The organism is Acetobacter papayae, from assembly GCF_047721125.1.
GTDB lineage: Bacteria > Pseudomonadota > Alphaproteobacteria > Acetobacterales > Acetobacteraceae > Acetobacter > Acetobacter papayae.
Genome location: NZ_JBDNWF010000010.1, coordinates 43,359 through 63,030 on the forward strand (window position 1 = coordinate 43,359; position 19,672 = coordinate 63,030).

Below are 19,672 nucleotides of genomic sequence, written 5' to 3' on the forward strand. Positions count from 1 at the left end.
TTGTGCCCGAAGGGCTGCCTGCGCATACTCTAGCGGCCAAGATAGACCTCAATAACACGCGGATCAGCACTGACTGTATCCAGCGCACCCTCGGCCAGCACCGAGCCCTCATGCAGCACAGTCACGCCAACATCCAGAGCGCGCACGAAATCCATATCGTGCTCCACCACCACAACACTACGCGTACGGTTGATTTCGCGTAGCAGGTCTGCCGTGGCCATGGTTTCGGCATCGGTCATGCCTGCTACCGGTTCATCCACCAGCAGCAGCTCGGGCTCCTGCCCCAAAAGCATGCCAATTTCGAGCCATTGTTTCTGCCCGTGGCTCATGCCACCAGCCTGATGGTCGGCAAAATCACCCAGTCTGGTCATATCCAGCAGATGGTCCACCCGTGCCTGCTCCTTCCCCGAAAGGCGCGCCATAAGAACCGAAAATGGTCCACGCAGGCCACTTAATGACAGAAGCAGGTTTTCGCGCACGCTCAGCGCCTCAAAAACCGTGGGTTTCTGAAACTTGCGGCCAATCCCCATCCGGGCGATGGCGGGTTCATCCAGACGGGTAAGATCCTGACCATGAAAGCGCACACTACCGCTATCTGGGCGGGTTTTTCCTGTGATGATATCCATCATCGTCGTCTTGCCCGCCCCATTAGGGCCGACAATCGCACGCATTTCGCCTGCAGCCAGTGTCAGGCTCAGACCATTTATAGCTCTAAACCCGTCAAATGTAACGCTGACATCACGCATTTCCAGAAGTTTTGGCGCATTCATGCCTCATCTCCTTCCGGGCTGGAAACCTCGGGCGTGATGTCTTCTGCCTCCTTACGGGGGGCGGGTTTAAACAAGCCCATAACCCCTTTGGGCAGAAACAGCGTCGTAACCAGAAACAAAAGCCCCAGACCATACAGCCAGAATTCCGGCAACCATGCCGTAAACACGGTCTTTCCCATGTTCACCAGCACCGCCCCCAGCACCGCGCCAGACAGGGTGCCACGGCCACCAACTGCAACCCAGATAACGGATTCAATCGAATTGGCAGGAGCGAACTCACCAGGATTGATAATACCAACCTGCGTGACGTACAGCGCCCCCCCCACACCCGCCAGCATGGCCGAAAACACCCATACCAGCAGCTTGACCTGCTCAGGCCTGTAGCCAAGAAAACGCGTGCGACTTTCTGCATCACGCACCGCCACCAGCAGGTTGCCAAAACGACCCGCCACCACAAAGCGCGACAGCATAAGTGCCAGCGCTAGCACAACACCCGTTATAACCAGCAGAACCGCACGGGTTACAGGGCTGTGCAAATCCGCGCCCAGAATATCCTTGAAATCGGTCAGGCCATTATTGCCCCCAAACCCAAAGCCATTCTGGAAAAATGCAAGCATGAGCGCATAGGTCAGCGCCTGTGTCATAATGGACAGATACACGCCCGAAACCCGCGAGCGGAAGGCAAGCCAGCCAAACACACCCGCCAGCACACCGGGCACCGCCAGCACCAGCAGGCAGGCCCAGAGAAAATGCCCGCTGCCCCACCAGTACCAAGGCAGCTTTGTCCATGACAGAAAGATCATGAAATCGGGCAGGCTGGCATTGCCATAAACACCCCGCGCGCCAATTTCGCGCATGAGATACATGCCCATGGCGTAGCCACCCAACGCAAAAAATGCAGCGTGGCCGAGTGTCAGTATCCCGGCAAAACCCCAGACCAAATCAACCGCAAGCGCCAGCATGGCGTAAGAGAGATACTTGCCTGCCAGCGAAACCGTAAAAGCGGACACATGCAACGGGCTGCTTTCGGGCAGCAGGCTGGCTACGGCCAGCACCACTGCACCCACCAGCACAACCACCGCCATGCGCGCAACACCCGCAAAGCCCTGCGCGCCCGATGTGGATGGAAACAGGCGGTTCATGATTCCACCCCACGCCCGCGCACGGGAAACATGCCGCGCGGGTTACGCTGAATATACAAAATAACCAGAACGAGAATGGCAATTTTCGCGGATACCGCCCCAATGACGGGCTCCAGAACCTTACCCCCCATGCCCAGCGTCATGGCTGCCGCCAGCGTGCCCCACAGATTGCCCACACCACCGATCACAACCACCATGAAACTGTCGATAATATAGGTCTGCCCCAGATTGGGACTGACATTGTCGATCTGGCTAACAGCAACCCCGGCCAGACCCGCAAGCCCGGCCCCCAGCCCAAAGGCCAGTGCATCCACCCGTGGGGTACGGATACCCATCAGCGCGGCCATGCGCCGGTTTTGTGTAACCGCGCGCATTTCCAGCCCCAACGAGGTGCGCCGTAGCACACACATGAGCGTTCCCAGCACGAGGAATGCAAAAACCAGAATGGCAAGGCGGTTCAGGGTAATGTCCATACCCCCCAGCGCGAAAGACCCCGTAAGCCAGCCCGGCGTGGCAACAGGAATATTGGTCGGCCCGAATACCGAACGCACGGCCTGCTGCATAATGAGCGACAGCCCCCATGTCGCTAGCAGGGTTTCTAGCGGGCGGCCATACAGAAACCGGATCAGCCCGCGCTCGATCAGCACACCCAGCCCACCGCAGACACAAAACGCCACGGGAATGGCCAGCAGCAACGAAACCGGCTCCAGCGCAGGAGCCACCGAGCGCACGCCCTGCTGCACCAGCCATGTAACATAGGCCCCGATCATCACCAGTTCGCCATGAGCCATGTTGATCACGCCCATGACGCCAAACGTAATGGCCAGACCCGTTGCCGCCAGCAACAGAACCGAACCATAGCTCAGGCCGTAAAAGGCGTTCTGGCCAATGCTCCATGCCCGCAAGCGCCAGTCTATGCTGGCCACGGCCTCCTGTGCCGCCTTGCGAACCTGCGCATTTTCACTTTCATTAGCCCCGACACCGGCCAGAATACCGCGCGCCTCAAGCCCGCCTGTGGCGCGCAGAGCCGCAACGGCCTGTATGCGGGCGGCAAGCTGGTCGTCTGCCGGGGGCTGCGCCAGAATGGTCGCGGCATGAGCCAGCGCCAGTTCCTTGTGAATGGCGGCATCCTTTTCGGCACTCAGGGCCTGTTGCAGCACCGGCAATGCCGCCGGGTCATGCCGTTCGTACAGGGTTGTAGCGGCATGCAGGCGCGCGGCCCTGTCCGCCGAGAACAGATCCATACCCGCCCGTGCGCCCGCAAGCGCCTTGCGCACACGGTTATTCAACCGCACCGCAGCCAGCCCCTCGGGCGGGGTCGCTACGGGCTGGCCGGTGCGGGCATCCACGTAAGCCTCGCCATCGCGCAGGAACAGCCCACCATCGGGCGTCAAAAACAGCCGATGCTGCTCCAGCGCGCCCAGCACGGCACCCGCCTGTGGAGAACCCGATACGGCCAGTTCGGTTATAGCCTGCGCCACGGTATCGAACTGACCGCTGGCCAGCCCCGCAAAAACATCTGCCCGTGCGCAACGCGGAGCCGCAAAAGCGGCCCCCACGCAAAAAGCCGCTACAAGGCAGAATCTTACAAAACTACGCATGTTTCTTGCTAAGGCAGGTTTTTGTAACCGTGTTGTAATTGCCGCAGACGATAGGCTTGCTCCAGTCACCGATCAGGTCCTTGGTTTCCGGCACCCAGGGAGACCACGCCTGACCCGGCACCAGTGCGGGTGTTTTCCATACGACGGCAAACTGCCCATCATCCTGAATTTCACCGATATAGACAGGCTTTGTCAGATGATGATCCGGCAGCATTTCGGCAACACCACCTGTCAGGTTAGGCTGGCGGATACCGATCATGGCGTCAATCACCTTGTCATGGTCAGTGCTGCCCACCTTGGTCACCGCCTGCACCCACATGTTGAAGCCGATGTAATGCGCTTCCATGGGATCGTTTGTGGTACGCTTGGGGTTTTTCGTAAACGCGTGCCATTCCTTGATAAACGCCTCGTTAGCGGGCGTATTGATGCTTTCGAAGTAGTTCCACGCGGCGAGCTGGCCAACCAGCGGCTTGGTATCCATGCCCGCCAGTTCTTCCTCACCAACGCTGAAAGCCATGACGGGAATATCGGTGGCGGAAATGCCCTGATTACCCAGCTCCTTATAGAAGGGCACGTTGGCATCGCCATTGATTGTTGAAACAACAGCCGTTTTCTTACCCGCCGAACCAAAAGCCTTGATCTGCGATACAATGGTCTGCCAATCGGACTGCCCGAACGGCGTATAATTGACCATAATATCCTCTTCCTTGATGCCCTTGGCCTTCAGGTAGTTGAGTAGGATCTGGTTGGTCGTGCGCGGATAGACATAATCCGTACCCACAAGGGCAAAACGCTTGGCGCCGCCGCCTTCCTCGCTCAGCAGATAATCCACTGCGGGAATGGCCTGCTGGTTGGGGGCCGCACCGGTATAGAAGATATTGCGGCTGCACTCCTGCCCTTCATACTGCACAGGATAGAACAGGATGCCGTCGAGTTCCTCGAACACCGGCAGCACCGACTTGCGCGATACGCTGGTCCAGCAACCGAACACTGCGGCTACCTTGTCCACCGACAGAAGCTGGCGCGCTTTTTCAGCAAAGAGCGGCCAGTTGGATGCGGGGTCCACCACAACAGCCTCGAGCGGGCGGCCCAGCAACCCGCCCTTGCGGTTCTGCTCGGCAATGAGCATCAGCATCACGTCCTTCAGGGTCGTTTCGCTGATAGCCATGGTGCCGGACAGGGAATGCAGAATGCCGACCTTGATCGGCTCACCCTTGGGGGTAGCGGCCAGCGCATCACCCGGTTTCCAGACAGCACCCAGTGCCGCTGCGGACGATGCCAGAGCCAGACGCCCGAAGGCGCGGCGGGAAAGGGGGGGCAGTTTGGCCGACATGAACAAAGCACTCCTGTTGCTGCTGCCCTCATTATCAGCCAAATGACAGACAGCCGCGCCATACGCGATCCTGCGTATGGTGTGTCAGGCCTCCGGCACCGCTATAAGTACATCAGCCAACCGGGAACAGCAGGACCGCGTAATCTTGACGCAAGCCCCCCCGCCAGACACCAGCCGCCTGCGTATTGTCCGCACACGGCGGGCCTATAGCCGCTGGGCGGCCGACCAGACATTCGAGGATTACGCCCTGCGCTTTACTGCGCGCAAGGCGCGGGCCGCCACCCCCATGCGCGCCGCGCTAACGGCCCTTGGCTCCACATCCTTTCTGGCGCTTGAGGCCATGGGGGGCACGCTCACGCTGGCTTTTGGTTTTTCCAACACGCTGCTGGCAACCCTGCTGGCCACGGTGGTTATTTTCTGCATTACCCTCCCCCTCTGTGTGGCGGCTGGACGGGCCGGGCTGGATATAGACCTGCTGACGCGCGGCACCGGTTTCGGCTATATCGGCTCCACCATAACCTCGGTCATTTACGCCAGTTTCACGTTCATTTTTTTCGGGCTGGAAGCCGCCATTCTGGCGGGCACGCTGCACGCACTGCTGGGCATGCCGCTCTGGCTTGCGTATCTGGGCTGCTCGGTCATCATCATCCCGCTTGTCACATGGGGGATGACCTTCATCGCCCGTTTCCAGATTGCAACACTGCCGGTCTGGCTCGCGCTCAACCTTATTCCGCTGGTGGCTCTCCTGCTCACCCACCCTGCTCTTGTGCCGGGCTGGGCGCATTTCAACGGGCTTACCCCGGCACTGGGCGAGGTCAACGCCATTGCCATTGGCAGCGCGGCCTCGGTCATTATCGTTCTGGTCTGCCAGAGTGCGGAACAGATCGATTTCCTGCGCTTTCTGCCCGAGCAGACACCCCAGAACCGCCGCGCATGGTGGGTGGCACTGGTTCTGGGCGGGCCGGGCTGGGTGGTGCTGGACGCCTTTAAAATCATGGCGGGCTCGCTGCTGGCATGGGCCGTGCTGCAAGGCGGATTTTCAGCCGCACAGGCGGCACAGCCGGGGCTGATGTACTGGCTGGCATGGAGCACATGCGTGCCACCCCAGCTTGCCGCCGTGCTGACTGTCGCGCTGGTTGCGCTTTCACAGATCAAAATCAACATCACCAATGCCTATGCGGGGTCGCTGGCGTGGTCGAACTTCTTCTCCCGCCTGACACACACTCATCCGGGGCGGGTGTTTTACGTGCTGTTCAATATCGCCATTGCCCTGCTGCTGATGGAAGCCGGGCTGGTGAACACGATCCAGACCGGGATCACGCTCTATGCCGTGCTGGCCTGCGCGTGGATCGGGGCCATTCTGGGGGATGTGGCACTGTGCAAACCCCTGAAGCTGAGCCCCGCGCGCATAGAGTTCAAACGCGCCTTCCTGCCTGACCTCAACCTTGTCGGGCTGGGGGCATGGGCACTGGCTGCCACTATGGGGTTTGTGGCCCTGAGCGGTGTTGCAGGCCCGCTGGCTGCGGCCTATGCCCCTTTCATAACACTGGCACTGGCCTGCCTGAGCGCGCCCCTTCTGGCCTCCATAACCGGCGGGCGCACCTATCTGGCTCGTCAGCCCCCCACAGACTGGAACACCAGAGCCCACAAAACCTGCGTCATTTGCGAACACCGCTTTGAAGCGGAAGATATGGCCCCCTGCCCGGCCTATGGCGGCACAATCTGCTCGCTATGCTGTTCGCTGGACAGCCGCTGCCGCGACCGCTGCAAGCCTGTTTCCACCCGTATGGCCGCACAAATGGCAACCCCGCTGCACAGCCTGCCGCCACGCCTGCGCCATGTTCTGACCTCGCCCGGGGGACGCTTTGCCTTTCTGCTCTGCGGCATTGTTGTGGTTATGGCGCTGCTGGCACGCCAGACTGGCCTGCCTTTTGACAGCACGCTGCTGATTGTCTCTTTTCTGGCCAGCACGGTGGGGGCGTGGCTGCTGGTCATGGCGCAGGAAAGCCGCCGCACCGCCACGCGCGAAACCCTGCACCAGACCCGCCTGCTCATGAACGAAATCCGTGCCCGCCGCCGCACCGATCAGGCCCTGCAACAGGCGCGTGAAAAGGCTGAATCCGCAAGCCTTGCCAAAACACGCTATATCAGCGGGATCAGTCATGAAATCCGCTCTCCGCTGAATGCCATCATGGGCTATATCCAGCTTTTCGAGCATGACCGCCGTATCCCGCCCGAACGGCTGGGCGCACTGGGTATCATGCGCGAAAGCGGCGAGCATATCACCTCTATCCTGTCGGGCCTGCTCGATATCTCGCGCATTGAGGCCGGCCGGATCGAGCTGCATTCCGACATGGTGGAGCTGCCGGTTTTTCTTGAATCGGTCGCACAGATGATCCGCATGCAGGCACAGGCACGGGGCCTGCGCTTTGTATGGCAGCCCGGCCCGCTGCCAGCGGTTGTCACTTGCGATGAACACCGGCTGCGACAGATCCTGCTCAACCTGCTCTCCAACGCAGTCAAGTTCACGCAGAAAGGTTCTGTCACCTTTTCCGCAACATGGCAGGCACAGATTGCAGAATTCGTTATTGAAGATACTGGCCTTGGCATTCCGCCCGAAGATCAGGGGCGGATTTTCGAGCCTTTCGAACGCTCTGCCTCCACCGCCAGTATTCCCGGCACCGGGCTGGGCCTGACCATTACAAAACTGCTGACCGAAATACTGGGCGCAGAGCTGACATTTTCCAGCACACCCGGTGTGGGCACGCGCTTTCGCGTGCGGCTGATGCTGCCTGACCGGCAAAGCCGCCCCGCCCCGCGCCTTTCCGCTTTCCCCGCCGGCTATGCAGGCCCGCGCCGCAAGGTGCTGATTGTCGATGATAACCCCGAACACCGCCAGATCATGCGCGAACTACTGGAGCAATGCGGTTTCGATATCGAGGATGTGGAAAGTGGCCCCGCCTGCCTGAGCTGGCTTGAAACCCGCCAGGCCGACCTGCTCCTGCTCGACCTGTCCATGCCGGGAATGGACGGGCGCGAACTCGCACTGCGTATTCGCGCACAAGGTGGCCCTGCCATTCCCATCCTGTTCCTGACCGGCAATCTGGTGGAAAGTGCAAACCGGCATGTTCCCTCGCTGGACGACTGTCCCGTGATTGGCAAACCCGTCAACCTGTCGGTTCTGCTCGAAAACATCCGTCATATTCTCTCCCTGACATGGATCATGCCTGATACGGCAGAAGCTCCCCCATACCCTCTTACGGATGAAACAGGACAATCAGGCACGCAGGCTCCCACCAACGAGGGCAAAACATCCAGTGAGATAGCCCATGAACCCTGCAGGGACATGCCCCCCCAGCAGGCGGCGCACCTGCCCCCTGCCGAACGCGCGCTCCTGCTTGAAGCGCTGGACAGCGGCAATCTGCGTCAGTTGAAAAACCATCTGGCTGTTTTGCAGGCCAATCGGCCGGAACTACAGAATGTTCTGGCCCCGCTGCTCACACTCGCCGCCGGTTATCAGCTTGAAAACCTTCGCCAGCATCTGGAACACACACAGCCATGACCCTGTCTGCTTCCACACGCCGCTGTATTCTCGTGATTGATGATGACCCAAGCGTGCTGGGTATCATGGATGAAAAACTCTCTGATAACGGCTACACGGTTCTGCTTGCCCAATCAGGGGTAGCAGCGCTTGAAGTGGTCTCGCATACAGCACCAGACCTGATTCTGGTCGATGCCCTGATGCCGGGCATGACCGGCTGGGAAGTATGCAAAAAACTGCGCCAGAGAAGACAGAACGCAACGACACCGATCATTTTCATGACCGGACTGACAGAAACCGAGCATGTATTACGTGCGTTCGAAGCCGGTGCGGTGGACTACGTGAACAAGCCATTACGGCTGGAGGAAGTGCTGGCACGGGTGAATGTTCACCTTGAGGCCTCGGCGCGTATCCGCGCGACCCATGGGGCGCTGGATGATGTCGGGCGGTATTTTCTAGCGCTCAACCGCAGGGGCGATATCGTATGGACAACACCCCATGCGGCCCGCCTGCTGGAGAACATTCCCCCCTCCCTGCTGGCGGAACTATCCATTCCCACGCCGTTGCCTGCACCGGGAAGTGTACTGTTGCGCCATAGGGAAGAGGATCATGAACTAAGCCTGATTTTTGTCGGTGCTACAGGCAACGGTATGGGGGAAGATGAGCGGCTGCTGCGCATTACCACACAGGCCCACCAGCCCGAGCGGGTATTGCAGGACAGACTGGGCCTGAGCGCGCGTGAGGCCGAAGTGCTTTTATGGATCTCACGCGGCAAAACAAGCCGCGACATTGCGGATATTCTGTCTGTCAGCCCCCGCACGGTCGATAAACATATGGAGCAAATCTACAATAAAACTGGCATGAGCACACGGGCCGCCGCAGCATCCACCGCCTCGCGCCTGTTGCAGGAAGGACAGGGCAGGCCGTAAGCACCCGGCCAGCCTATAATGGAGAGAGGCCGCATCAAGCGGCGGCCTCTCTGCGCGCGGTCGTCTTATTTTGCGTCAGAAAGACGGGGCTGCTCGTCTGAAGGCACAGTAATATTCGGGCAGAGTTTTTGCTGCTCAAGGGCCTGGACTTCTGACAGCCTTTTTTCAAGGTCTTCGAGTTTCATGTCATCCCACTCATTGACCCCACCATGCCCCGAGGGGGTAAGGGTCATGCCGTTCATGATTCCGAAGCCCGGGAACGGGTCAAAACTGACGCTGAACGCCGAGCCTTTTTCAGCCGCTGTCGTATCATGATTCTGGCGCGCGCTGATCTTATCGCTCAGCCTGACATCTTCCACCACAAGATGTCGGCAGTCCATGCTCTGCAAAGATGGCGCGGCATGGGCCGTCACCATACCAAGGGGACAGGACATGAAAAGAGCCCCGTACAGAAAAGATCGTTTCAAGGTCTGCACTCCGATAAAGCCGGGATAATCGTGCACAACCCGGCCGGAAATTGGAACAAGCGGTCTCAGACCGGATCAGTACTGCAACTGCATACCCAGCAGAAACGCATTCGATGCCTGACTGCCTGCCGGGCTGTAGCGAACATAATCGAACGTGAAGCGCAGGTTATGTCCGTCCATCACGTAGTTGGCCCCTGCATCGAACTGTGTGGTTTTCGGATGCCCCGGCCCATACATATCTTTTTTGTAAATGAACTCCTGATACCGTACCAGCGGCTGCACGCGGCCCCAGCCCAGCCGGTAAGGAATAAGATACGCCGTGCTGAGCAGAAAAGCCGTACCGTTATTGATACCGCCAACATTCCCGTAATCTGGGTCGCGCTGGCCATAACCGGCTGCAATATCTTTCACGCCATCGGTGTAGTACTGATAATACGCACCCTCAAGGGTATAAACGCCGTAACGGGCGTCCTTGCCTATCTTTTTCTCAAACAGGCCATCCACGTTCCAGGCTTTGTAATCACCTTTCTGTTGGGCAGAGCCTACGCCATCCACCTCATACTGCCCGGCCAGACCAATGGCCAGAATATCGGCTTTTCCGTAATAGGTGCTGGCGGTGTAATAGGCTGGAGAGGGTTCGGGATCGAGAAAGTTATATTCAAGCCGGCCAGCAAACAGCGGATGCTCGCCGTAGTTCGATCCACCGGGCACCCAGTTATGGCCACGGTAAATACCCGCCGTATAGCGGAAGCGATCATTCAGCACCTTGCCCCAGATGGTTACACCGTCATCACGGCCAGACCATGCACCGGGATATTGCGAAACCAGCGGAAAGGCATAGGTGCTGAGAAAATACGGTCCATCAAGGTTTGAACGGTCACTCGGGGTCAGCATCCGCCCGAACCAGACATTGAACGCCTTCATGGGTTCAACCTGCAAGATGCCGTCGAGCACGTTCCAGTTACCATCGCGCAGGCGTTCGAGGTTCAGCGTTGTTTTGACATAGCGATGAAACTGCGCGCCCATGTAAACACGAAAGTCAGCCGCACTGGCCGCGCTGGAATTATCCTTGGTTGCGGGGTCACGGGTCAAGTACTGGCCACGCACACCCACACCGAGCGTAAAAGACTTGTCCTTGCCGAAATTGACCGTAACACCGGCCTGCGCCGGACGGGGCTGGGACAGGCCAAAGGCCGCACAGGCGGACAATATGCCGCCACACCACATCATTTTCTTCCTGCGGCTCATAGGAAGCCGCGACACGCGCGCAATCATGAACATCTCCTTGTGGCCGCACTTACCCGCTGGCGACACGGAAATATTACGATATGATATCGTTTAGACGGGATGCGCGAAATTACTTAGCGTTACGCATAGCCCTGTCGCTTTTAACGAAAACCGGGCCTTGCGCGCAGGCGGCGCAGTATTTCTTCATGGAAAAGCTGGGCGGGAGTCGAAAGCCGGGTAAAATCGCCGGTAATGAGATACACAAAATAACTTGGCCGCAGCGAACCCGGCAGCAGAGGCCAGAGCCGCTCACCCAGTGGTTCGGCCACGATGGTTGGTAAAAACCCTATACCCAAACCCAGACGGATCAGACGCATGGCTTCACTCAGGTCATCCGCCTGTGCCACGGTGTTTTTGCCCAAATCGTAATGCAGCCTGAACCGCCCGACATCCGCAGGTTCATCCGCAGCCGCCAGAATGAAACGCTGCCCGGCCAGTGTCGCGGGATTTCTGATCGAATGTCCGAAAAGCGGATGCGCACGCCCGCAATAAAGCTGCTGGCTTTCACGCAGCATGGGTTCGTAACGCAGCGTGGGCACGGACTCGCTCTCATACGTTACCCCCACATCTGCCTCGCCCGACTGCACCGCATCCAGCACGTTACGCCATGTGCGGATTTCCACCCTGACCGTTACATCAGGATGGCGGGCTGAGAATGAAGTCAGGGCATCATCAAGGTCCTGACAGAGAATATCCGAAATCATGCTCAGCCGCAGCGTACCTTCGATCCGCCTTGCGGCCTCACGGGCTACATGCGGCACCATCCGCACCGCCTCCGCCGCCTCGGTAATCTGTTCAAAAACCGCCTTGCCCGCCGGTGTCAGCGCAATACCCTGTGGTGTGCGGCGGCATAGCTGCACCCCCACCTGCTCTTCCAACCGCCTGAGCGACAGGCTTAGGCCCGGCTGGTGCATACCCAGCGAGCGGGCCGCAGCACTAATACTGCCGCAGCGGGCGATTTCATAAAACTGGCGAAACAGGTTCCAGTCAGCCCGCGTGATAAAGCGCCTTTCATCCTGCGACAAAGGCTGGTCCGTGCGCGCCGTCATGCTGGGTTCTCCCGTTCGTCTGACCCTGTTTTGATATACTACAATCTTATACCCCTTATCATTTTTTTAGGCGTTCCGCGTATGGCTTGGCCTACACTACCCTGAAGGCACGGCGCATAACCGCCCCCGCACCACACGGTCTCTATTTTTTTCAGGGTTACAGAGCATGGCACTTCAGGTTCCCGCGACAGGGTATGATTTTCCCTTTACCGGCGATTTCCACCCCTCGGAAACCGCTCTGGTCATTATCGACATGCAGGTTGATTTCTGCGCGCCGGGCGGGTGGGTCGCCAGCCTGACACCCGCGCTTGACCTCATGCGCGCGCCTATAGAACCGATCAAACGCGTTCTGGGTGCCGTCAGAGCCGCAGGCATGAAAGTGATCTACACCCGCGAGGGCCACCGCCCCGATGGCTCCGACCTGACCGCCGTCAAGCAGTTCCGCACCCGCCTTGCCTATGATGGCGCGGGTGTTGGCGAATATACTGCCCTCGGCCGCGTGCTGACACGCGGCGAGCCGGGGCATGAAATTATTCCCGAACTCGCCCCCGAACCGGGCGATATCATGATCGACAAGGTCGGCAGCGGCTGTTTTTACGGCACGGAAATGGAGCATATCCTGCGCGCCAACGGCATCCGCCATCTTGTTTTTACCGGCGTCACCACGGAATGCTGTGTCCATACCTCCATGCGTGAGGCGGCTGACCGGGGGTTTGACAACCTCCTGCTCGAAGATGCGACCGCCGCCGTTACGCTGGAACTCAAGGAGGCGGCTGTCAGCATTATCCGTGACCCCTCGACCCTGTTCGGCACGGTTGGCAAATCGGACGATCTGATCGCCGTACTGGAAACCCTCGGACAGAAGCAGCACCCCGGACACACAGCGTCCTGAGCGGCAAACCAAGCGGAGACCCCTGCCATGACAAAGCGTTTTTCGTGGAAAACAATTCTGGCCGCCTGCTCCTTCGGTCTGGCATGCCTTGCGGGCAGCGCGCAGGCCGAGCCCTTACGCATTGGCTATAGCGACTGGCCGGGCAGCGTGGCCTGGCAGATCGCCATCGATAAGCACTGGTTTGCTGAAAAACAGCTCGATGTCGTATTCGACTGGTTCGATTACGGTGCCATGCTGGATGCCTACGCAACGGGCAAGCTCGACGCCATCAGCGCCACCAATGGTGATGTACTGAGCACCGGAGCCAACGGGCATAAAAGCATTACGATCATGCTGAACGACTATTCGGACGGCAATGACATGATCGTTGCCACACAGGACATTAAAACCGTGGGCGACCTGAAAGGTCATAAGGTGGCGGTGGAAACCGGGCTGGTCGATCATCTGCTGCTGCTCACAGCCCTGCAACGCAGCGGCCTGTCGGAAAGCGACATCACTATCGTTCATACCCCCACCAATGAAACGCCGCAGGTTCTGGCCTCGGGCAGTGTATCGGCTATCGGGGTATGGCAGCCCAATGCGGGACAGGCGCTGCATGAGGTTTCGGGCTCTCACCCGCTCTTTACCTCACATGATGCGCCGGGGCTGATTTACGACACGCTCTCGGTCGATCCGCTCAGCCTGAAAACCCACGAAAAGGAGTGGCGCGAGGTTGTCCAGATCTGGGACCGGGTGGTGGCCTATATCAAAGACCCCGCAACCCAGGCCGATGCCATCGATATCATGGCCCGACGCGTGGGCATTGCGCCCAAAACATACAAGCGGTTTCTGGATGGCACACACCTGCTCAGCCTGTCTGACAGCCGCCCGATCTTTGAACGCGGTCCGGGGCTGAACTCCCTTTACGGATCGGATGAAAACGCTGACCGCTTCAATGTAAAATACAACGTCTACAAAACGCCCCAGAACGTGGACAGCACCATCAAACCACTGTTCTGATCCCCCCTTGCGCGGGTGCCGCACCTTACGCACCCGCGCACCTGACGGCATGGCCCAGACTGACCTACCGGGCGCGCTGCGGCCCTGCCCCAATGGCAAAGCTGCCGCCATCCGGCATACCGCTATGGTTCCACTGCCTGTATGGCAGCCATTCACGCGCCCTGTCCGCACGGGCAAACCCACACAGGCAAGCGATGTGGGCCGCCGATGATTATGATAATTCAATGAATTCCAGCCACCGGAACATTCCGCATGGCTGGATGGCTTTGTCCATGGCAGGCCTTGCGGTTATGGTGCCGACCTGACGCCGCAACCCTCTCTGCCCTGTTCCTGAGTGAATTATCCTGATTTTCCCTAACGCACGCCCTTTTTCCTCACTCTGTGAGCCAGACAGATTCATGACGCCACGCCCCCCTGTCGGGGCGTGGTTCCTCCTGCTTGCCCTGTCAGCCCCCGCATTATGGGCGGGGCTGTCCGGCACACCTGCACGGGCTGAACAGCCTGAAACACAGGTGGAACTCGATCAGCGGCGGCTAGCCCATTCCGCCCCCGTCATTGAGCAGATCGGCCCTATAACCATGCCCGATGCGGGACGCACCGATGCCAATGCCGATGCGAGCCCTCCGCTCCCCACCGCGACAGAAGCCCCAGATGAGATGGACGATCACCTGTTGGGCGGGCTGTGGGGAGCGCGGCACTGGATGGCGCATCAAGGCATTACGCTCGATGTGCAGGAAGTGGACGAATTATGGGCCAACGTCACAGGTGGCAGCGCCTCGGCGGGGGATGGCGGCAAGGGCTCAGGCACTGGCCCGTATTATGATGGCGTTACGCTGGTGACACTGGGCCTTGATCTGGAAAAAGTCATGGGCCTGCGCGGGGGCCTGTTCAATATCAGCGCCCTGCAAACCCATGGCCGGTCGATCTCGCAGGATCATCTTGCCCTGTTCAACCCGGTCTCGGGCTATGAGGCCGACCGCTCCACCCGCCTGTTTGAACTGTGGTACCAGCAATCTTTTCTGGACAACACGCTGGATATCAAGATCGGGCAGCAGGATCTGGATACGGAATTCCTGATTTCCAACTACGGCGCGCTGTATCTGAACGCCAATATGGGCTGGCCGGTAGCCCCCTCCAACAACCTGTATAGTGGTGGCCCGTCATGGCCGCTGAGCGCGCCCGCCATCCGCGTGCGCTATCGCCCCAATGACAGCCTGAGCATTCTGGTTGCCGCGGCGGATGATAACCCCGCCGGGGTGCGCTATAATGCCTTTACTGTCCAGCATGGCGGCAACACGGCGGACCCCACCAACCAGACAGCCATGGATGGCAGCGGCACGCTGTTCAACATGAACACCGGCGCGTTGCTGATGGCCGAAATCCAGTATGCCATTAATCCGGGGCCGGGCCATGTGGGGCTGCCGGGCATTTACAAACTGGGTGGCTATTACGATACAGCTGATTTTCCCGACTACCGCTACAATACCAGCGGCATTCCGCTGGGCAGCGCGCAGGATACAACCGCCTCTCCCCGCATGGTGGCGGGTAACTGGCTGATTTACGCCGTTATAGACCAGATGCTCTGGCGCCCGGCCCCCGATTCCGCCCGCTCCATCGGCGCTTTCACCCGCGTGACAGGCAGCGGCCCGTCCATCAGCACCCAGATCAGCTTTGCGGTGGATATGGGCATCAACTTCAACGCCCCCTTCCGCTCACGCCTGAATGACACGCTGGGGCTTGGCTGGGGGCTTGGACAGGCCTCATCCGGTTTACGCCAGTACGACCGCACGGCCCGCCTGCCCGTACAGAACACCGAAACCTATATAGAGCTGACCTATCAGGCCCAGATTCTACCCTGGTGCACCCTCCAGCCCGATTTCCAGTACATCTTCAACCCCTCCGGCGGGGTGCTGGACTGGACACACGAGCATACGGTGCAGAACGAGGCCATTTTTGGCCTGCGCTCCTCCGTTACCTTCTGAAAACAGCCTGCATGGCCCAGCCCTGCATTCTTTCCCGGTGCGCCCCCCTTGCCTTTTGAGCGCTTTCCCGTCCAATGGAGTGATCTTCTTTCATTTTCTAGCCGTTCCGCATGGATTCACGCGCGCATATCCCCCCCCTCGCGGCCCTGAACGCCTTTGTTGCTTTCGCCCGCACCGGGGGTATCAGACGGGCGGCGGCGGCCCTGCGCATGGACCATGCCGCCATCAGCCGCCATATCCGCGACCTTGAGCAGCGACTGGGCACCCCCCTGCGCGACCGCGAAACCGGCGCGCTGACACAGGCCGGGCAGAGCTACCACGACCGCATAGCCCCCCTGCTGGACGAACTGGCCAATGCCACGGCCGAGCTACGTAACCAGCCCCGTTCCCTGACCGTGACCTGCGCGCACGGCTTTGCCTATCACTGGCTGCTGCCCAGACTGGGCGCGTTCCGCCGGGCTTATCCCGGCACGGATGTGCTGCTGCGCGCGGTAGATGCCAACACGACCTTTCATGTCAGCGGTGTCAGCCCGCACAGCCACGCGCAGATCGGCTACCGACAGGACAACACCATCAGCACGGACACGCGCGACCTGCGGAGCGTGCTGATTGCCCGGCCCGCCGTTTTTCCCGTTATCTCGCCCGCCGGGCTGAGCGCAATGGGTGGGCAGCCACGCACCACCGCCGACCTGCTGCACGCCCCCCTACTGCTGGAGGAAGATGACAGCGAATGGCGCCTGTGGTTTGCCGCCCAGAACGTGCGACCCGGCGCGCTGAACGCCGCCGGGCGGCTCTGGCAGGCGCATGTCACGCTCGCAGCCGCCCGCGCGGGTGAAGGCATTGCCCTGAGCAACGCCTTCCTGCTGGGAGATGACCTCGAATCCGGGCGGCTGGTGCGTGTGCAGCCCAGCCAGACCCCTCTGATCGACACCACGCTGGGCGCTTATATGCTGCGGGCGCCCGCTCAGGCATGGGACAAACCGGCCCTGAGCGCGTTCCGGGCATGGCTGCTGGAAGAAGCCGCCAGACAGGAAGGCACCACCCCGCCTGAACGGTGATTAAAAGTCACCACCTGACGACAGAAAAATCTCCTCCCGCCCTGATGAAAAATTGCTTAACGAAACAAACCGAAACGAACACGCACGCCCCCCAGCGGCATGCCCCGTGTTCCGCCATTAGCCGGAGCGAATGACCATGCTGAACACCACACCACCCGCCGCAACCAATGCCGCCCTGCTCGTGCGCCGTCAGGCCGCCGTGCCGCGTGGCGTATCCGTGGCCACTCCGGTTTTTGCCGACCGGGCTGAAAATGCCGAACTGTGGGATGTCGAAGGCCGCCGTTACATTGATTTCGCCGGGGGTATTGCGGTGCTCAATGTCGGGCACCGTCACCCCAAGGTAGTTGAGGCCGTGCAGAAGCAGCTTGAGCACTTCACCCACACCGCGTTTCAGGTCTGTGCCTACGAGCCCTATATCGAACTGGCTGAAAAGCTGAACGCCCGCGCGCCGTTCACCGGCCCTGCCAAGACGATTTTCTTCACCACCGGTGGCGAAGCCACGGAAAACGCGGTCAAGATCGCCCGCGCCGCCACGGGCCGTACGGGTGTTATCGCTTTCTGCGGCGGTTTCCATGGCCGCACGCTGCTGGCCACGGCCATGACCGGCAAGGTGCAGCCCTACAAGGCCCCCTTCGGCACCCTGCCGGGTGAAATCTATCACGTGCCCTTCCCTGATGGTGACGTCACGGTAGAAGACAGCCTGAAGATGCTGGGCTTCCTCTTTGCCTCCGATATCGGCCCTGACAACGTGGCCGCCATCATCATCGAGCCCGTACAGGGTGAAGGTGGTTTCCGCATTGCGCCGCCAGCCCTGCTGCGCCACCTGCGCGCCCTGTGCGACCAGCACGGCATCAAGCTGATTGCTGATGAAGTGCAGTCCGGGTTTGCGCGTACCGGCAAGCTGTTCGGCATCGAACATTCCGGCATTGAGCCTGACCTGATCTGCGTCGCCAAGTCTCTGGCGGGGGGCATGCCGCTCTCGGGCGTTATCGGCCGGGCTGATCTGATGGACTCCGTGCCCCCCGGCGGGCTGGGCGGCACCTATGCCGGTGCACCGCTGGCCTGCGCCGCTGCTCTGGCCGTGCTGGACGTGATCGATGAGGAAAAGCTGATCGACCGCGCCAACGCCATGGGCGAGCGCCTCAAGGCGCGTATCGCGGGCTGGCATAAGCGCACCGACCTGCTGCCGATCAGCCAGCCGCGCGGGCTGGGTGCTATGGTCGCCTTTGACGTGCTGGAACGCCATGCGGGCGAAGAGCGCCGCGCAGGCTTTGCCGCCAAGCTGTGCGCCATGGCCTGTGAAAAAGGTCTGATCGTTCTGGCCTGTGGCGTGCAGGGGGCCACGGTCCGTATCCTGACGCCGCTCACCGCCTCCGATGCGCTGGTGGACGAAGGTCTGGACATTCTGGAACAGGCCCTGCTGGACGCCGCCAAGGCCTGAGCCTGACGAAGCGGAAAGGTTCTGGCCTTGCCCAAAGGCCAGAACACCCCGCACGCCAAACCACGGCATGAAAAAGCCCGCCACTCCTGCATGGGGTGGCGGGCTTTTTCTTATGCGAGCCGTAACCCGCTATCAGACAGGTAAGGCTTACTTGTCCTTGCTGGAAAAAACGCTGCCAATATCCTTGCCGACACTCTCTCCGGCATTACCGATTTTCTTGCCGGTTTTGTCACCCCACTTGCCCACATCATGTGCGGCGCCGGTCGTGGCGTTTTCGGTCTTGTTCCAGGCTTTCTTGCTGCCGGATTTGGTTTTGTCCCAAGCGGTCTCGCTACCGTCACGGGTCTTGTCCCATGCCTTCTCGCTGCCAGACTTTGTCTTGTCCCACGCCGTTTCCGAACCGGATTTGGTTTTATCCCACGCCTTTTCGGTACCGGATTTGGTTTTGTCCCATGCCTGTTCGGTGCCCGTCTTGGTGGAATCCCAAGCCTTGCCAACAGCATCTTCGGCATGAGCCGGAGCAGGCGGCAGGCTGAGCGCGAACACGGCGGCTCCCATCATGGTCAGGGCGGCGGCATTAAACATATGTTTGGACATAGGCCCGTTTTCTCCTGGCTATGTTTGGTTGCCACAAGCATGTCGTCCATTTGTGGCAAATATGAGCCCCGTATTTTCAGGCTGTTTTTCAGACCTGCTACCGGGGCATGGCATCCAACGCCGCCTGCAGCGTATAGGCTGCAGCCAATTTGTCCACCATTTCGGCCCGCCGCGCACGCGACATGTCGGCCTCGTTGATAAGCATGCGGTTGACCGCAGCAGAGGAAAGGCGCTCATCCCACAGGCAGGCGGGCAGGCCCGTCTGCTCGGACAGCGCCAGTGTCCAGTCACGGCTGGCCTGTGCAGCAGGACCAAACCCGCCATCGAGGGAAAGCGGCATGCCCACCACCATGCCGCCTATGCCGTGTTCACGCGCCAGTTCCCTCACAAGGGTCGCCATCTGCCCCAGCTTGCCCCGTTTGACGGTTTTCAGAGGGCTGGCCACCATGCGCAGCACATCGGACAGGGCAAGCCCGACCTGACGGCTGCCGGGGTCAATACCCAGCAGGCGGGACTGAGGGGGCAATGTCGCGGCCAGATCGGCCAGGCTGAGCAGAGTCATGGCCCCATGGTATGTTGCACCG

The 19,672-nt window shown here is 60.1% G+C and carries 16 protein-coding genes; 7 read left to right on the forward strand and 9 right to left on the reverse strand.

Translation table 11 applies throughout. The features are described 5' to 3' along the window. Positions 1 to 29: 29 nt before the first annotated feature. The 4 genes from urtD to urtA are packed head-to-tail and all read right to left on the reverse strand — an operon-like array spanning position 30 to position 4,846. Positions 30 to 770, reverse strand: coding sequence for an urea ABC transporter ATP-binding protein UrtD (gene urtD / locus ABF757_RS05125; RefSeq protein WP_025860406.1), 741 nt, complete (start codon positions 768 to 770; stop codon positions 30 to 32). After that, positions 767 to 1,912, reverse strand: coding sequence for an urea ABC transporter permease subunit UrtC (gene urtC, locus ABF757_RS05130; protein ID WP_415481209.1), 1,146 nt, complete (start codon positions 1,910 to 1,912; stop codon positions 767 to 769). Before urtC ends, urtD begins: the two co-directional genes overlap by 4 nt. After that, positions 1,909 to 3,513, reverse strand: coding sequence for an urea ABC transporter permease subunit UrtB (gene urtB / locus ABF757_RS05135; RefSeq protein WP_415481210.1), 1,605 nt, complete (start codon positions 3,511 to 3,513; stop codon positions 1,909 to 1,911). Before urtB ends, urtC begins: the two co-directional genes overlap by 4 nt. Then, positions 3,506 to 4,846 carry an urea ABC transporter substrate-binding protein gene (gene urtA / locus ABF757_RS05140; RefSeq protein WP_415481211.1) on the reverse strand — a complete coding sequence of 447 codons (1,341 nt, stop codon included), beginning with the start codon at positions 4,844 to 4,846 and terminating at the stop codon, positions 3,506 to 3,508. The genes urtB and urtA overlap by 8 nt, the downstream gene beginning before the upstream one ends. A gap of 76 nt (positions 4,847 to 4,922) precedes the next feature. On the opposite strand from urtA, the gene ABF757_RS05145 reads away from it, so the two are divergent. Then, complete coding sequence (locus ABF757_RS05145; RefSeq protein WP_462897824.1) at positions 4,923 to 8,408, forward strand: hybrid sensor histidine kinase/response regulator; 3,486 nt, start codon at positions 4,923 to 4,925, stop codon at positions 8,406 to 8,408. Beyond that, entirely contained in the window at positions 8,405 to 9,316 is a 912-nt protein-coding gene (locus tag ABF757_RS05150) for a response regulator (RefSeq protein ID WP_415481213.1), read from the forward strand. Before ABF757_RS05145 ends, ABF757_RS05150 begins: the two co-directional genes overlap by 4 nt. Positions 9,317 to 9,381: 65 nt before the next feature. Here the strand turns inward: ABF757_RS05150 and ABF757_RS05155 are convergent, their stop codons facing one another. The 3 genes from ABF757_RS05155 to ABF757_RS05165 form a co-directional block, all read right to left on the reverse strand. Further along, positions 9,382 to 9,750 carry a hypothetical protein gene (locus ABF757_RS05155; protein WP_415481214.1) on the reverse strand — a complete coding sequence of 123 codons (369 nt, stop codon included), beginning with the start codon at positions 9,748 to 9,750 and terminating at the stop codon, positions 9,382 to 9,384. A 108-nt stretch (positions 9,751 to 9,858) separates the two neighbouring features. Beyond that, a complete protein-coding gene (locus tag ABF757_RS05160) occupies positions 9,859 to 11,010 on the reverse strand; it encodes a hypothetical protein (protein WP_051543006.1) in 1,152 nt (383 codons plus the stop codon). A gap of 161 nt (positions 11,011 to 11,171) precedes the next feature. After that, a complete protein-coding gene (locus ABF757_RS05165) occupies positions 11,172 to 12,119 on the reverse strand; it encodes a LysR family transcriptional regulator (RefSeq protein ID WP_415481215.1) in 948 nt (315 codons plus the stop codon). 166 nt (positions 12,120 to 12,285) lie between these two features. Between ABF757_RS05165 and ABF757_RS05170 the strand changes: the two genes are divergently transcribed. The 5 genes from ABF757_RS05170 to gabT all read left to right on the forward strand — a co-directional run bounded on the left by ABF757_RS05170 (position 12,286) and on the right by gabT (position 18,491). Further along, positions 12,286 to 13,011 (forward strand): cysteine hydrolase family protein, encoded by a 726-nt coding sequence (locus tag ABF757_RS05170; RefSeq protein WP_025860401.1) that lies wholly within the window; start codon positions 12,286 to 12,288, stop codon positions 13,009 to 13,011. A 27-nt stretch (positions 13,012 to 13,038) separates the two neighbouring features. Further along, the gene (locus ABF757_RS05175; RefSeq protein ID WP_415481216.1) at positions 13,039 to 14,010 is read left to right on the forward strand and encodes an ABC transporter substrate-binding protein; all 972 of its coding nucleotides are present in this window, start codon (positions 13,039 to 13,041) and stop codon (positions 14,008 to 14,010) included. A gap of 398 nt (positions 14,011 to 14,408) precedes the next feature. Beyond that, the gene (locus ABF757_RS05180; protein ID WP_415481217.1) at positions 14,409 to 15,992 is read left to right on the forward strand and encodes a carbohydrate porin; all 1,584 of its coding nucleotides are present in this window, start codon (positions 14,409 to 14,411) and stop codon (positions 15,990 to 15,992) included. A 110-nt stretch (positions 15,993 to 16,102) separates the two neighbouring features. Further along, positions 16,103 to 17,050 carry a LysR substrate-binding domain-containing protein gene (locus ABF757_RS05185; RefSeq protein ID WP_415481218.1) on the forward strand — a complete coding sequence of 316 codons (948 nt, stop codon included), beginning with the start codon at positions 16,103 to 16,105 and terminating at the stop codon, positions 17,048 to 17,050. A gap of 136 nt (positions 17,051 to 17,186) precedes the next feature. Further along, a complete protein-coding gene (gene gabT / locus ABF757_RS05190) occupies positions 17,187 to 18,491 on the forward strand; it encodes a 4-aminobutyrate--2-oxoglutarate transaminase (RefSeq protein ID WP_415481219.1) in 1,305 nt (434 codons plus the stop codon). Positions 18,492 to 18,638: 147 nt separating this feature from the next. Here the strand turns inward: gabT and ABF757_RS05195 are convergent, their stop codons facing one another. Together ABF757_RS05195 and ruvX are read right to left on the reverse strand one after the other, a co-directional pair. Then, positions 18,639 to 19,088, reverse strand: coding sequence for a hypothetical protein (locus ABF757_RS05195; protein ID WP_025860397.1), 450 nt, complete (start codon positions 19,086 to 19,088; stop codon positions 18,639 to 18,641). Between the two features lie 97 nt (positions 19,089 to 19,185). Further along, positions 19,186 to 19,650, reverse strand: coding sequence for a Holliday junction resolvase RuvX (gene ruvX, locus ABF757_RS05200; RefSeq protein ID WP_415481220.1), 465 nt, complete (start codon positions 19,648 to 19,650; stop codon positions 19,186 to 19,188). Between the last annotated feature and the right edge of the window lie 22 nt (positions 19,651 to 19,672).